The sequence below is a fragment of the Sphingopyxis sp. C-1 genome (assembly GCF_001047015.1).
GTDB lineage: Bacteria > Pseudomonadota > Alphaproteobacteria > Sphingomonadales > Sphingomonadaceae > Sphingopyxis.
In genome coordinates this window covers 2,506,871-2,520,324 of the sequence record NZ_BBRO01000001.1, presented here as the reverse complement: position 1 = coordinate 2,520,324, position 13,454 = coordinate 2,506,871, and the positions used below count along the sequence as shown (strand labels likewise).

Sequence of the window (13,454 nt, the reverse complement as noted above, 5' to 3'; positions counted from 1 at the left end):
GGCGAGCCGAATGGTTCCATCCCTCCGCAAAATTCCTATGCAGCGGTTGCACTAACGTCACCCTCCCGATAACAGGCGGGCGCCTTTCTCCATCGGCCAATTTGCGGCCGCCAGCAGGACATTATCCATGACCGCCATCATCGACATTCACGGCCGCGAAATCCTCGACAGCCGCGGCAACCCGACCGTCGAAGTCGATGTGCTTCTGGAAGATGGCAGCTTCGGCCGTGCGGCCGTGCCCTCGGGTGCCTCGACCGGCGCACATGAAGCGGTCGAACTGCGCGACGGCGACAAGAGCCGTTATCTCGGCAAGGGTGTGATCAAGGCGGTTGCTGCGGTCAACGGCGACATCGCCGAAGCGCTGATCGGCCTCGATGCAGAGGATCAGCGCGAACTCGATTCTGCGATGATCGACCTCGACGGCACGCCGAACAAGAGCCGCCTCGGCGCCAACGCGATCCTCGGCGTCAGCCTGGCCGCCGCCAAGGCCGCGGCGGACGCGCGTGGCCTGCCGCTTTATCGCTATGTCGGCGGCGTCTCGGCGCGCACGCTGCCGGTGCCGATGATGAACATCATCAACGGCGGCGAGCATGCCGACAATCCGATCGACGTGCAGGAATTCATGATCATGCCCGTCGGCGCCGGCAGCATTGCCGAAGCAGTCCGTTGGGGCAGCGAAATCTTCCACACGCTGAAGAAGGGCCTGTCGGCCAAGGGGCTCGCGACCGCGGTCGGTGACGAGGGCGGCTTTGCGCCGAACCTGGCCTCGACGCGCGCTGCGCTCGACTTCATCGCCGCGTCGGTCGATCAGGCGGGCTTCAAGCTCGGCACCGACGTCGTCCTCGCGCTCGATTGCGCGGCGACAGAATTCTTCAAAAATGGCAAATATGAAATCAGCGGCGAGGGGCTTTCGCTGAGCCCTGAACAAATGGCCGAATATCTTGCCGCGCTGGTGAACGACTATCCCATCAAGTCGATCGAGGATGGGATGAGTGAGGATGATTTCGTGGGCTGGAAGGCGCTCACCGACCTGGTCGGCGACAAGTGCCAGCTCGTCGGCGACGATTTGTTCGTCACCAACCCGCTGCGTCTGGAGCAGGGGATCAAGGACGGCCTCGCCAACTCGCTGCTCGTCAAGGTCAACCAGATCGGCACGCTGTCGGAAACGCTCGACGCCGTCGATATGGCGCACCGCGCACGCTACACCGCCGTCATGTCGCACCGTTCGGGCGAGACCGAGGATTCGACGATCGCCGACCTGGCGGTCGCGACCAACTGCGGCCAGATCAAGACCGGCAGCCTCGCGCGTTCGGACCGGCTCGCCAAGTACAACCAGCTGATCCGCATCGAGGAAGAGCTGGGCGATATGGCGCGCTATCCGGGATCGTCGATCTTCGGGTGACCGATTGGTCCCGAATATCTTCTGCCTTTGAGAAGGACGGTTCGCTCCGGGATATCTATATCTTGGACACCTCGCTTGCCGAGTGGGAAAAGACATGGGCGTTTCTGCTGGGGCGGCGGGCGAGCTTGACGCTGCGAGTTGGCGGCGAACCGGTTCCGTTGCCAAGCCATGCGGAGCAGATATTCGTCGCCCGTGACCGCGGGGACACTGCGACATTGTCGTGCCTGCTCGGCGGCGTCACATTGAACTGCCACTTTTTTGTAAAGGAAGAGGTGGAGTTTGATGTCGATCCAGCAGAGGTCGAGGATGCAAGAGCCGCAAATGAGGTGGCACGGTTCATGGTTGGGTTATCCAAAGCGACCGGCAGGGAGGTCCTGCTGACGGCCGAAAACAATCGCGACGGGGTTGTCGCAAAGGTTGAACCCGGCGATGGAGACGTGAGTTGGCATCCATTGTGATGCGGTGAACTGTTGAAAACCGGAGCCTGACGCCTTGACGCCGCGAATCAACTCTGATTCAAGGGCCGGAATGACGCAGCGCCACAAATTCCGCAAATCGATGCACCGGGCCGCCGGCCCCGCCATCGCGGTGATGGTGGTGCTGGCGATGATCGGCTATATCATTTTCGGCCCGACCGGCCTGTATGCCTGGGGCGACTATGGCCAGTCGGTCGAGAAGCAGCGCGTTATCCTGAGCGAACTCACCAAGAAGCAGACCGAATTGCAGAACCGCGTCAACCTGCTCGATCGGCGCCGCGTCGATCCCGATCTTGCCGAAGAATATGTGCGCGAGAAGCTTGGCGCCTATCACCCCGACGAGGTGATCATTCCGATGGAACCCGACGCGAAGCCCTGAGCTTTCGCCGCAGCGTCGCTGCGCCCATGCTGCATACGTAAGTTGGCATAACGCCCGCCCATGGTGGGCGTTGCCAAGTACGTCGCGGCTCTCCTATATGGCGGCTTGCCGTAACGGCTAAATGCAAAGGAACCCGTCTTGGCCAAAGCACCTGCGCGAACCTCCCCCGCGCCCAAAAAGACTGCATCCACCCCGGCCGCCGCGACCAATCGCGAGCAACCGCGCGACCCCGTCCCCTATGACGCGACGCCCGAAGAGCTGGAAAAATTCTATCGCGAGATGCTGCTCATCCGCCGCTTCGAAGAGAAGGCGGGGCAGCTTTACGGCCTCGGCCTGATCGGCGGTTTCTGCCACCTCTACATCGGCCAGGAAGCCGTTGCGGTCGGGCTGCAGTCGGCGCTCGACGGCGACAAGGACAGCGTGATCACCGGCTATCGCGACCATGGCCACATGCTCGCTTACGGCATCGATCCGAAGGTCATCATGGCCGAACTGACGGGACGCCAGGCCGGCATCTCGAAGGGTAAGGGCGGCTCGATGCACATGTTCAGCGTCGAGCATAAATTCTATGGCGGCCACGGTATCGTCGGCGCACAGGTGTCGCTTGGCACCGGGCTGGCCTTCGCGCACAAATATCGCGGCGACGGCGGCGTGGCGATGGCCTATTTCGGCGACGGCGCCGCGAACCAGGGTCAGGTCTATGAAAGCTTCAACATGGCCGAGCTGTGGAAGCTGCCGATCATCTTCGTGATCGAGAACAACCAATATGCGATGGGCACGTCGGTCAACCGTGCGTCGGCCGAGGATCAGCTCTATCGCCGCGGCGAAAGCTTCCGCATCCCCGGCATGCAGGTCGACGGCATGGACGTTCTCGCGGTGCGCGGTGCGGCCGAAGCTGCGCTCGAATGGGTGCGCGCGGGCAAGGGCCCCGTGCTGATGGAGCTCAAAACCTATCGCTATCGCGGCCACTCGATGTCCGACCCCGCCAAATATCGCAGCCGCGAGGAAGTGCAGGCGGTGCGCGACAAGAGCGACGCGATCGAACATCTGAAAAAGCTGATGACCGACGCCGGCATCGGCGAGGACAAGTTCAAGGATATCGACAAGGAAATCCGCCAGATCGTGGCCGAGTCAGCCGACTTTGCAGAAAGCGCGCCCGAACCCGAACTTCATGAACTTTATACCGACGTGCTGGTGGAGCAATATTGAGATGGCCATCGAATTGAAAATGCCGGCACTGTCGCCGACGATGGAAGAGGGCACGCTCGCCAAGTGGCTCGTCAAGGAAGGCGACACGGTGAAGTCGGGCGACATTCTTGCCGAGATCGAAACCGACAAGGCGACGATGGAATTCGAAGCGATCGACGAAGGTACGATCGGCCAGATCCTGGTTGCCGAGGGCACCGACAATGTGAAGGTCGGCACCGTGATTGCGACGATCACGGGCGATGGCGAGGAAGCTGCCGCTCCGGCGCCTGCAGCCGCACCGGTTGCTGCTCCCGAACCGAAGGCCGAAGCACCGGCTCCGGCGCCCGCTGCTGCTCCGGCTGCAGCCCCCGCGGCGGCCGAGCGCGCTTCGGATCCCGCAATCCCCGAAGGCACCGCGATGGTCCGCCTGACGGTCCGCGAAGCGCTGCGCGACGCGATGGCCGAGGAAATGCGCAAGGACGACCGCGTCTTTGTGATGGGCGAGGAAGTCGCCGAATATCAGGGCGCGTACAAGGTCACGCAGGGCCTGCTCCAGGAATTCGGCGCGCAGCGCGTCGTCGACACGCCGATCACCGAATATGGCTTTGCCGGCCTGGGTGCGGGCGCGGCGATGGGCGGGTTGAAGCCGATCATCGAATTCATGACCTTCAACTTCGCGATGCAGGCGATCGACCACATCATCAACTCGGCTGCCAAGACCAACTATATGTCGGGCGGCCAGATGCGTTGTCCGATCGTTTTCCGCGGACCGAACGGCGCCGCGGCGCGCGTCGGTGCGCAGCACAGCCAGAATTATGCGCCCTGGTATGCCAGCGTCCCCGGCCTGATAGTGATCGCGCCCTATGACGCCGCCGATGCCAAGGGGCTGATGAAGGCCGCGATCCGTACCGAAGACCCTGTCGTCTTCCTCGAAAACGAGCTGCTCTATGGCCGCAGCTTCGACGTGCCAGAGGTTGAGGATTTCGTCCTGCCGATCGGCAAGGCGCGGATCATGCGGCAGGGCAGCGACGTCACGATCGTCAGCTATTCGATCGGCGTCGGGCTCGCGCTCGAAGCCGCCGACCAACTGGCGGGGGAGGGGATCGACGCCGAGGTGATCGATCTGCGCACGCTGCGTCCGCTCGATACCGCGACGGTTCTCGCGAGCCTCAAGAAGACCAATCATCTGGTCATCGTCGAGGAAGGCTGGCCGACCTGTTCGATCGCCAGCGAACTTGCGATGGTCGCGATGGAGCATGGCTTCGACGATCTCGACGCCCCCGTCATGCGCGTGTGCAACGAAGATGTGCCGCTGCCCTATGCGCATAATCTGGAAAAGGCCGCGCTGGTCGACACGCCGCGCGTTGTCGCAGCCGTGAAGGCGGTTCGCAATCGGGCTTGATCTCTTTCACCTCGTCATTGCGAGGAGCGATGCGACGAAGCAATCCAGGGCTGTGTAAAGCCGCTCTGGATTGCTTCGCTCCGCTCGCAATGACGGCATGGTGATGCTAGCCGCCTGCATATGACCACTGAGGCCGATCTCGAAACCAGCTTCTATCCCGACCTGCGCGATCCGCGCGTGATGGTCTCGGTGCCGCACGCGCGGCGTGCCGCGATGTCGGCGCTGTGGGGATTGGCGGCGCGGCTGACCAAATTGCTGATCGATGCGCGCGAGCCGTTGATCGGCCAGATCAAGCTTGCCTGGTGGCGCGACATGGCGGCGATGATCGAAAAGGATCCCGGGGCGTTGCCGAAGGGCGAGCCGCTGCTCGCCGAACTTCAGGCAACGTGGGCCGGAAGGACCGGTCTCGACGCGCTCGTCGATGCGGCCGAGGCGATGCTGCTTGCGGAAAGCGATGCCGAACGGCGCGCCGCATCCGAGAGCTTTGGCGGGCATCTTTTCGGGCTGTCCGGCGGCGACGAAGCGGGTGGAAAACGCTGGGGCCTTCTATGGGGCGCGGGCGTCGAGGATAATGAGCGCGAGGCGCGGGACCTTCTGGGTCATGCAAAGAGTCTTGCGCCGTCACCGCGCCGGCTTTTCGCCGGAAACCGATCGCTTCTGATGCTCGATCGCTGGGCCGCCGCGATTGCAGGTCATGACGGCGAGAGGCACCTGCGCGGTGAGGGTCTGCTGCTGTTGCGCCTCGGCCTTTTCGGCCGCTGACGACTAAAAGCGCGTCGGGGGTGGAAATACCCCTTCCAAACAACTATCTTCACCAGAACAAACGGGGTCGCAGGGGATAATGCGATGTTCAATGGGCTGGTCGCCTATCTCGATTCGATCAAGGCGCGCGACCCTGCGCCGCGGTCGCGTTGGGAAATTCTGCTTTATCCGGGTCTGCTGGCGGTCGGCATGCACCGCATCGCACATTGGCTGTTCGAGGCGCGGCTGTTCTTTCTTGCGCGCTTCGTCAATCATCTCTCGCGCTTCCTGACCGCGATCGACATTCATCCGGGCGCGCAGATCGGCGAGCATCTGTTCATCGACCATGGTTTTGGTGTCGTGATTGGCGAAACCGCCGAGATCGGCGACAATGTCTCAATCTATCAGGGTGTGACGCTCGGCGGGACCGATCCGGCAAACGGTATCGGCGGCAAGCGCCACCCGACGCTTGCCAATGACGTGATCGTGGGATCGGGCGCGCAGATCCTCGGCCCGGTCACCGTCAATGCGCGCGCGCGCGTGGGCGCGAACGCCGTCGTGACGAAGGACGTGCCCGAGGGTGCCGTGATGGTCGGTATCCCGGCGCGCTCGACCCTGCTCGACGCGAACGAATATGCGCGCGAGTTTGTGCCTTATGGCACGCCGTGCAGCGAAACCTTCGACCCCGCGACGCAGAAGATCGAACTGCTGCAATGCCAGCTCGACCAGATGCAGAAGCAGTTGAAGGCATTGCTCGACGAACGTGATGTCGCCGAGGAACAGGCGCCGCGGCGCAAAGGGAGCCGGACCAGCGCCTGATGGGAACCGTGACGCCCTTGCCGTTCGCAGGCCGTACGGTATCGCAGCAGACCGGTTTCGAGCGCCCCGAACTTATGCGTATCCTCGACCTCTATGGCCGGATGGTCGCGGCGGGACACTGGCGCGACTATGCGATGGATTTCCACCGCGACGCGGCCATTTTTTCGGCCTTCCGCCGCGCCGCCGAGCGGCCCGAATATCGCATAGAAAAACGCCCCGCCTTGCGGAGCAGGCAGGGCATGTGGGCCCTTGTCTCCGAAGCCGGGGCGATTTTGAAGCGCGGAGACGAGCTTTCCAACGTGCTCGCCCCCGTCGAACGCAAGCTTATGAAGTTGGTTGGAGACTGACCGTACGGGTCGTCGCGGGCAGTTGGTTCGCGAGATTGTCAGGCAGGAAGCCGACCACCACCGCCCGTGCATTCTGCCAGAAGGCAGACAGCAGCAGCAGCGCCGAGCCGATCACGAACGCCGTCAGCGCGACATTGAGCTCGACCGCGCCAAAGGTGTTGAATAGCTGCGTCATCGCGAACAGCACATAGGCGAGGGCGGAGACGAGCAGGGCGCGGCGGTCGATCGCGAGCGCAATCAGGCCGAACAGGACATAGACGCCGATCACCATGACCGCCGCGGCGCTGCCGATGTCGTCACCGCGCGTAACGCCGAGCAGATGGAAGATCGGGTGCGCGATCATCGGCGCGGCGAGCAGGTGGAGCCAGAAGGCGACGTCGCTGCGGCGCGTCTGACGCACGCGGTCGCTGCGGTCCCACCACATCGCGAGGGTGAAGACGCCGAGCCCGGCAATCAGCACCAGCGCCATCGGCAGCGTGCCGTCGGGGCTGGGCATTCCGGTGATGGCGAGCACGAGCGCGACCGCGGTCGCAGCGAGTGCGGCGGTGCCGGCGGCAACGGTGATGGGCACCATGAAACGCTTCCAATGCGCCCATGTCGCTGCAGCCGTGACGAGCGCCATCGATCCGATCAGGATTGCGCCGGTCGTTTCGCCCGGGTCGTTGCCGAAGATGGACTCGCCATGCTTGACGAGAACGCCGACCATCGTCGCAAAGACACCGCCCGAAAAGGCGAGAACAAGGACGATGCTGGGCAGCGCCATGCGGCGTTTCCGCGTGAAATATTCGGCGAGGAACCACGCCGACGCGGCGACGAAAGCGCCGCCGAGCGCGGGATGGATCGAGGCGCCGATCCAGCCGACCGCGACGAGCAGGATGACCGCCGCGATGCTCACGAAAATATCGTTGAAACCCGTGATGAGGCGAAATGATTCCTCATCCGCTCCGGGGGTGGCGCGCACCGATGCGATATGCGACCGGAAAGCCAATGCGGCCTCCGGCGTGAGTATCTTTGCATCGACCGCGGCTTGCAGGTCGCTTTCACTGTACATCGGGGTCGTCCTTCTGTCCGATCCCCTTGCCCCGAAGCGGTTGTAGCAGCGCTGTATTAGTGATGCAACACAATAAGTCAGGAGAAGATGTGGGCGGAGGTCAGCCGCTCGCGCTGCGCGGCAGTGATCCGGTCGACTAGGCGGTACGCCGCTGGATAAAGCGCAAGGCTGACGAGCGAAGCAAAGATACCGATCTGTTGCCCGGTCTCGAGTTCGGCGGGCGAGGCGGGGTTGATCGTCAACCGCAGCGCGATGTTCGATGCGATGTTTGCGAGAACCCACGTCCCCCACCAGATGGCGAGAAGGCCTTCCGGACGCTCAAGCTCGTCTCCCTGTCCGCCGTGACTGGCGTTCCAAATCTGCCGCATCGCGGCATAGGGTTTGAAAAGGTTGGCGATGGGGACGAAAAACCACCCGACTGCCCAGCCCGGCGTATAGTCGAAGCCGATCGTCCCCGCGGCGACAATGTTCGCCGCGGCACGGTAAATCCACATGCTGAAAAAAACGACCGTGACGAGTGTCAGCAACAGGTCTGCCAGTCCGGCCGCGATGTAAGCCGCCGCTGCCCCGGTAAGCGGGGCGCTCTCTTCGAGTGAAATTGTACCGCGAAGCTCGGCGATCTGGCCGACGAGACTTGCCGCAATCACGGCGAGCCCCACGATCAGCAGGAATTTCAAGAGCTTTGCGCGCTGCGCCAGCCGTTCGATCCCCTCGGCAAGCCCCATGATCGCCATATCATTCCCCCACGGGGACGCCGCCCCGGCGCACCCGTGGGGAAGTGTATCAGGCTCAGCCCAGTGCCATCAATGCTTTCATGACGTTCATCGACTGCTCGCTGCCCGACTGGGGCACGGTTTCGCCGTTGCGGTCGATGATCTTCTCCCATGCCGCGGCGACCCCCTCGGGAGTGCGCTCACCTTCGGGAAGGGCAACGCCAGGCGTCATCGTGACATAGGCGGCGTGGAATGCACCCGCGCCCGCGCCGACGATCATGTTGGTCGGAGCGTCCTCGCTGACCAGATAGAGTGCGGCCGGAACGACATTTTCGGGGGTGAACTTCTCGAACAGTTCGGCGGGGAAGATGTCTTCGGTCATGCGCGTGCCCGCGACCGGTGCGATCGTGTTGCAGCGGATGTTATATTTCGCGCCTTCAAGGTGAAGCGTCTTGGTAAGGCCCGCGAGGCCCAACTTTGCCGCGCCATAATTGGCCTGGCCGAAATTGCCGTAAAGGCCGGTCGACGACGCCGTCATCAGGATGCGGCCATAGGCCTGTTCGCGCATCAGGTCCCAGCATGCCTTTGTCACATTGGCGCTGCCGCTGACGTGCACCTTCAGCACCAGATCGAAATCGGCGGGCTCCATCTTGGCGAAGCTCTTGTCGCGCAGGATTCCGGCATTGTTGATCAGGACGTGGACGCCGCCCCATTCTTCCTTCGCTTTCGCCACCATTTCGACCATCTGCTCATATTCGGTGACGCTGCCTCCGTTCGAGATGGCGGTGCCGCCCGCAGCGCGGATTTCCTCGACGACCTGAAGTGCGGCGTCGGAATGGCCGGTGCCATCGCGCGATCCGCCGAGGTCGTTGACCACGACCTTTGCCCCGCGCCGCGCGAGTTCGAGCGCATAGGCGCGGCCAAGCCCGCCGCCGGCGCCGGTAACGATAGCAACGCGGCCGTCAAATTTGATCGTCATGATGGTCTCCCGAAAGGGGCTGCCCCGAAAGATAGGTTGCCCGAAAAAACTGGACCGTCCTTAGCCGTTCGCGCCTTGCTGGCAAGAGGGTGAAAAAATGACGATTGAAACATAAATGTCACGCAAATGACGTGCATATGTCACGTAAGCGTCATAGCAGCGCCTCGAGCTTGTCACCTTTCGCAACGGAGCAAATCCATCATGCGCCATGCCTTCACCATCGCTCTGCTGGCGACGTCGATGTTCAGCCTGCCGACGGCGGCCCGCGCCCAGGCGATGACTGCCGAAGAGGCAGCGCAGCTTCGCGCCGAACTTGCTGCGCTGAAGGCGCAGGTGCAGGTGCTCGAAACGCGGCTCGATGCCGCGACCGCCCAGCAGCCGGCACCCGCGCCGGTCCCGACACCCGCGCCGCCATCGGTGACCGCGAAGCCGGCGACCGAAATTAGCTGGAAGGGCGCCCCCGAGATCAAGACAGCCGATGGCTGGAGCTTCAAGCCGCGCGGGCGGATGCAGTTCGACGTGGCCAGCATCGATGCGCCCGCGGGCGTGATGGGAACGCACGGCGGTTTGACGACGGAAATCCGACGCGTATTCTTGGGGGTAGATGGCAAGATTCCGGGCGGTTTTTCGTACCGGGTCGAAGCCGACTTCGCCGGTGGCTCGGCTGAACTGACCGACGTCTATCTGACTTATGGCCAAGGGCCGCTGTCGGTCACGGTGGGGCACATAAGACATTTCACCTCGCTGGAAGATGTAACCAGCGACTTGTTCACCAGCTTTACCGAGCGTGCGGCCTTTGTACCGGCCTTTGGCTTTGAACGCCGCGTCGGATTGGGAGTACAATATAAAGGGAAGCAGATCCTCGCGCAGGCGGGCGTGTTCGGCGACAATGCAAACGATCTTCTGAACGATGCGAACAACAGCATCAGCGCCGACGGGCGGTTAGTGTGGATGCCCAAATTCGGCAAAACCCAACTGCATCTGGGCGGGTCGGCCCATATTCGCGATTTCAACGACCAGTCGCCCACTGCACGCTATCGCGCTCGGCCCTATGTTCACACGACCGACGTACGTCTGATCGACACCGGCAACATCGATGCCACGGGTGAGCGTGGTTATGGGCTGGAGGCTGCGGTGGTATCGGGGCCGTTCCATGCATCGGGTGAAGGTTTTTGGCAGACGATGAAGCGCCCCGGCGTCACCGACCCGACCTTCTTTGGCGGTTATGCAGAGGTCGGCATGGTGCTGACCCCTGGGGATAGCCGCAGTTACAGGGATGGCGCCTTCGACAGGCTAAAGCCGTCGAAATCCATCACCGACGGCGGCATCGGTGCGATCGAGATCAACGCGCGCTACGACCATCTAGATCTCAACGACGCCGGAATCGTTGGCGGTCAGCAAAGGGCGGCGTTGATCGGCATCGTCTGGGCGCCGATCGACTATATCCGGATCACCGCCAATTACGGTAAATTGTGGATCGACGACGCGCGTATTCCGACCGCGGCGGGTGATCGCAGTTATACCGCCGATACGTTCGGGCTGCGCACGCAGATGGATTTCTGATCGCGGCGTTCGTTTTGGGGTAGGGGACTGGCTCCCTTTTTAGTCATCCCGGGCTTGACCCGGGATCCCGCTTTTTGACGCATTTACTGACGTCGACATCGAGCGGGACCCCAGATCAAGTCCGGGTGACGATGAAAGATAGGCCGCTTGCCCCGTCGTCTGGATCAGATGCTCTTGCCTGCATCCAGTGCATAGCCCGCCGACCGCACCGTCCGGATGATATCGCTCGTACCGGGCAGGTTGATCGCCTTGCGCAGGCGGCGGATATGGACGTCGACGGTGCGCAGTTCGATATCGCTGTCCTGGCCCCAGACGCTGTCGAGCAACTGCCCGCGTGAGAAGACGCGGCCCGGATGCTCCATGAAATGGCGGAGCAGGCGGAATTCGGTCGGCCCCATCGCAACGATCTGGCTGTTGCGCACGACCTTGTGCGCCACCGAGTCCAGTTCGATGTCGGCATAGGTCAGCATCTCGCCGGCGAGCGCGGGGCGCAGGCGGCGGAGCACCGCCGATACGCGCGCGACCAGTTCGCGCGGGCTGAACGGCTTGGTGACATAATCGTCGGCGCCCGTTTCGAGGCCGCGGATACGGTCCTCTTCCTCGCCGCGCGCGGTGAGCATGATGATCGGGACGTTCGCCGATTTCGGGTTGCGGCGCAGGCGCCGGCAAACCTCGATGCCCGGCAGGCTCTCGATCATCCAGTCGAGCAGGACGATGTCGGGCACGCGTTCCTCGACCAGGACGAGCGCCTGCTCGCCATCGGGAGTCTGGCGGACCGAAAAGCCTTCGCGGGCGAAATGCCAGACGATGAGCTCGGCAATCGCCTCGTCATCTTCGATCAGCAGCAAATCGGGCTGTGGCATCAGCCTTGCTCCTGCTCCGCTGACGCGGCGCCTTCCGGAGTCTCGCCGCGTTCGCGTTCCTCCATATGGTCGCCGGTGACGACATAATAGACCATCTCGGCGATGTTCGTCGCATGGTCGCCCATGCGCTCGAGGTTCTTGGCGACGAACAGCAGATGCGCGCTTTCCGAGATATATTTCGGATTTTCCATCATGAAGGTGACGAGCGTGCGGAAGATGCTGTTGTAGAAATCGTCGACATTCTTGTCGCGGACGGTGACGCGCACCGCGAGTTCGGCGTCGCGCGCCGCGAAGCTGTCGAGCGCGTCATGGATCAACTCGACGACGATGTTCGACATCGACATCAGCAGCGGGATCGCCTCGATCGAGCGCGTCTGGTCCATCAGTGCGACGCGCTTGGCGATGTTCTTCGCATAATCGCCGATGCGTTCGACCACCGACACGATCTTCAGCGCCGCAATCATTTCGCGGAGGTCGTCGGCCATTGGGGCGCGGAGCGCGATCGTCTGGACCGCGAGTTGTTCGACTTCGCTTTCGAGCGCGTCGATCTTCTTGTCGTCGCGCACGACCTGCGCCGCGAGTTCGAGGTCACCCATATTGAGCGCGGTCATCGCCTGGAGCAGCGCCTGTTCGGCGCGCCCGCCCATTTCGCTGATCAGTCCGCGCAGGCGGTTCAGATCCTCGTCGAAAGCCTTGACGGTATGATCGTTGACTACTGCCATCGTTCTTGTCCTTTTGCGCTGCGGCTTAACCGTAGCGGCCGGTGATATAATCCTTGGTGCGTTCCTGCTTCGGGTTGGTGAAGATGTCGGTCGTCTTGCCGTACTCTACCAACGTTCCGAGGTGGAAAAAGGCGGTGCGCTGCGACACGCGGGCCGCCTGCTGCATGTTATGCGTGACGATCACGATAGCATATTTACCGCGCAGTTCGTGGATCAGTTCCTCGATCTTCGCGGTCGCGATCGGGTCGAGCGCCGAGCAGGGCTCGTCCATCAGGATGACTTCGGGGTCGACCGCGATCGCGCGGGCGATGCACAGACGCTGCTGCTGGCCGCCCGACAAGGCGGTGCCGCTTTCCTGAAGGCGGTCCTTGACCTCGTCCCACAGGCCCGCACGCACCAGCGCACGCTCGACGATTACATCGAGGTCGGCCTTGTTCGGCGCGAGGCCGTGGATGCGCGGGCCATAGCCGACATTGTCATAGATCGACTTGGGGAAGGGGTTGGGTTTCTGGAACACCATGCCGACGCGAGCGCGGAGCTGCACGACGTCCATCGAGGGCGCATAAATGTCCTCGCCGTCGAGTTCGATCTGCCCCGTAACGCGCGCGCTGGCGACGGTGTCGTTCATGCGATTCAGCGAGCGCAGGAAGGTCGACTTGCCGCAGCCCGAGGGGCCGATGAAGGCGGTGACCAGGTCGGTGCCAACGTCGATAGACACGTCGTTGATCGCCTGTTTTTCGCCATAGAAGACGTTGACGCCGTGCGCCTTCATCTTGGGGTCGGCGATGGTAAGATCGTCTTGGGTCATG

15 protein-coding genes are annotated in these 13,454 nt (G+C 62.8%); 9 read left to right on the top strand and 6 right to left on the bottom strand.

Features of this window, described 5'->3' with window-relative positions; translation table 11 throughout:
- The first annotated feature begins 127 nt into the window (after positions 1-127).
- The 8 genes from eno to SC1_RS11800 all read left to right on the top strand — a co-directional run bounded on the left by eno (position 128) and on the right by SC1_RS11800 (position 6,754).
- The gene (gene eno, locus SC1_RS11835; protein ID WP_062181786.1) at positions 128-1,402 is read left to right on the top strand and encodes a phosphopyruvate hydratase; all 1,275 of its coding nucleotides are present in this window, start codon (positions 128-130) and stop codon (positions 1,400-1,402) included.
- Positions 1,399-1,860, top strand: coding sequence for a hypothetical protein (locus tag SC1_RS11830; protein ID WP_062181783.1), 462 nt, complete (start codon positions 1,399-1,401; stop codon positions 1,858-1,860). Before eno ends, SC1_RS11830 begins: the two co-directional genes overlap by 4 nt.
- 70 nt (positions 1,861-1,930) lie before the next feature.
- The gene (locus tag SC1_RS11825; protein ID WP_062181780.1) at positions 1,931-2,257 is read left to right on the top strand and encodes a septum formation initiator family protein; all 327 of its coding nucleotides are present in this window, start codon (positions 1,931-1,933) and stop codon (positions 2,255-2,257) included.
- Between the two features lie 138 nt (positions 2,258-2,395).
- Entirely contained in the window at positions 2,396-3,466 is a 1,071-nt protein-coding gene (gene pdhA / locus SC1_RS11820) for a pyruvate dehydrogenase (acetyl-transferring) E1 component subunit alpha (RefSeq protein WP_062181777.1), read from the top strand.
- A 1-nt stretch (position 3,467) separates the two neighbouring features.
- Positions 3,468-4,847 carry a pyruvate dehydrogenase complex E1 component subunit beta gene (locus SC1_RS11815; RefSeq protein ID WP_062181774.1) on the top strand — a complete coding sequence of 460 codons (1,380 nt, stop codon included), beginning with the start codon at positions 3,468-3,470 and terminating at the stop codon, positions 4,845-4,847.
- 120 nt (positions 4,848-4,967) lie between these two features.
- Positions 4,968-5,609 (top strand): hypothetical protein, encoded by a 642-nt coding sequence (locus SC1_RS11810; protein WP_062181771.1) that lies wholly within the window; start codon positions 4,968-4,970, stop codon positions 5,607-5,609.
- Positions 5,610-5,693: 84 nt separating this feature from the next.
- Positions 5,694-6,407 (top strand): serine O-acetyltransferase, encoded by a 714-nt coding sequence (cysE, locus tag SC1_RS11805; RefSeq protein WP_062181769.1) that lies wholly within the window; start codon positions 5,694-5,696, stop codon positions 6,405-6,407.
- On the top strand, positions 6,407-6,754 hold the full coding sequence (locus tag SC1_RS11800; RefSeq protein ID WP_062181766.1) for a DUF2794 domain-containing protein: 348 nt from the start codon (positions 6,407-6,409) through the stop codon (positions 6,752-6,754). Before cysE ends, SC1_RS11800 begins: the two co-directional genes overlap by 1 nt.
- On the opposite strand, the gene SC1_RS11795 is transcribed toward SC1_RS11800, so the two are convergent.
- The 3 genes from SC1_RS11795 to SC1_RS11785 all read right to left on the bottom strand — a co-directional run bounded on the left by SC1_RS11795 (position 6,732) and on the right by SC1_RS11785 (position 9,497).
- Positions 6,732-7,805: a hypothetical protein gene (locus SC1_RS11795; protein ID WP_062181763.1), complete on the bottom strand. Its 1,074-nt coding sequence runs from the start codon at positions 7,803-7,805 to the stop codon at positions 6,732-6,734. The two genes, SC1_RS11800 and SC1_RS11795, sit on opposite strands and share 23 nt — an antisense overlap.
- 77 nt (positions 7,806-7,882) lie before the next feature.
- On the bottom strand, positions 7,883-8,539 hold the full coding sequence (locus SC1_RS11790) for a DUF4328 domain-containing protein (protein ID WP_062181761.1): 657 nt from the start codon (positions 8,537-8,539) through the stop codon (positions 7,883-7,885).
- A 55-nt stretch (positions 8,540-8,594) separates the two neighbouring features.
- Positions 8,595-9,497, bottom strand: a complete 903-nt coding sequence (locus tag SC1_RS11785) for an SDR family oxidoreductase (RefSeq protein WP_062181758.1) — start codon at positions 9,495-9,497, stop codon at positions 8,595-8,597.
- Between the two features lie 201 nt (positions 9,498-9,698).
- On the opposite strand from SC1_RS11785, the gene SC1_RS11780 reads away from it, so the two are divergent.
- Positions 9,699-11,060, top strand: coding sequence for an OprO/OprP family phosphate-selective porin (locus tag SC1_RS11780; protein WP_062181756.1), 1,362 nt, complete (start codon positions 9,699-9,701; stop codon positions 11,058-11,060).
- A 164-nt stretch (positions 11,061-11,224) separates the two neighbouring features.
- Here SC1_RS11780 and phoB read toward each other — a convergent pair whose 3' ends face one another.
- From phoB to pstB, 3 genes are read right to left on the bottom strand one after another with little or no spacing between them, the layout of a single operon-like run.
- Entirely contained in the window at positions 11,225-11,923 is a 699-nt protein-coding gene (phoB, locus tag SC1_RS11775; RefSeq protein WP_062181753.1) for a phosphate regulon transcriptional regulator PhoB, read from the bottom strand.
- The gene (gene phoU / locus SC1_RS11770; RefSeq protein WP_062181750.1) at positions 11,923-12,645 is read right to left on the bottom strand and encodes a phosphate signaling complex protein PhoU; all 723 of its coding nucleotides are present in this window, start codon (positions 12,643-12,645) and stop codon (positions 11,923-11,925) included. Before phoU ends, phoB begins: the two co-directional genes overlap by 1 nt.
- Positions 12,646-12,670: 25 nt before the next feature.
- A complete protein-coding gene (gene pstB / locus SC1_RS11765; RefSeq protein WP_062184030.1) occupies positions 12,671-13,453 on the bottom strand; it encodes a phosphate ABC transporter ATP-binding protein PstB in 783 nt (260 codons plus the stop codon).
- Position 13,454 lies beyond the last annotated feature (1 nt).

Excerpts from the sequence above, each read along its gene's own strand:
- SC1_RS11800 (WP_062181766.1), top strand. The coding sequence starts at position 6,407 with ATGGGAACCGTGACGCCCTTGCCGTTCGCAGGCCGTACGGTATCGCAG.
- SC1_RS11815 (WP_062181774.1), top strand. The coding sequence starts at position 3,468 with ATGGCCATCGAATTGAAAATGCCGGCACTGTCGCCGACGATGGAAGAG.
- phoB (WP_062181753.1), bottom strand. The coding sequence starts at position 11,923 with ATGCCACAGCCCGATTTGCTGCTGATCGAAGATGACGAGGCGATTGCC.
- SC1_RS11825 (WP_062181780.1), top strand. The coding sequence starts at position 1,931 with ATGACGCAGCGCCACAAATTCCGCAAATCGATGCACCGGGCCGCCGGC.
- cysE (WP_062181769.1), top strand. The coding sequence starts at position 5,694 with ATGTTCAATGGGCTGGTCGCCTATCTCGATTCGATCAAGGCGCGCGAC.
- SC1_RS11780 (WP_062181756.1), top strand. The coding sequence starts at position 9,699 with ATGCGCCATGCCTTCACCATCGCTCTGCTGGCGACGTCGATGTTCAGC.
- phoU (WP_062181750.1), bottom strand. The coding sequence starts at position 12,645 with ATGGCAGTAGTCAACGATCATACCGTCAAGGCTTTCGACGAGGATCTG.
- SC1_RS11785 (WP_062181758.1), bottom strand. The coding sequence starts at position 9,497 with ATGACGATCAAATTTGACGGCCGCGTTGCTATCGTTACCGGCGCCGGC.
- SC1_RS11795 (WP_062181763.1), bottom strand. The coding sequence starts at position 7,805 with ATGTACAGTGAAAGCGACCTGCAAGCCGCGGTCGATGCAAAGATACTC.
- pstB (WP_062184030.1), bottom strand. The coding sequence starts at position 13,453 with ATGACCCAAGACGATCTTACCATCGCCGACCCCAAGATGAAGGCGCAC.
- SC1_RS11790 (WP_062181761.1), bottom strand. The coding sequence starts at position 8,539 with ATGGCGATCATGGGGCTTGCCGAGGGGATCGAACGGCTGGCGCAGCGC.
- eno (WP_062181786.1), top strand. The coding sequence starts at position 128 with ATGACCGCCATCATCGACATTCACGGCCGCGAAATCCTCGACAGCCGC.
- SC1_RS11810 (WP_062181771.1), top strand. The coding sequence starts at position 4,968 with ATGACCACTGAGGCCGATCTCGAAACCAGCTTCTATCCCGACCTGCGC.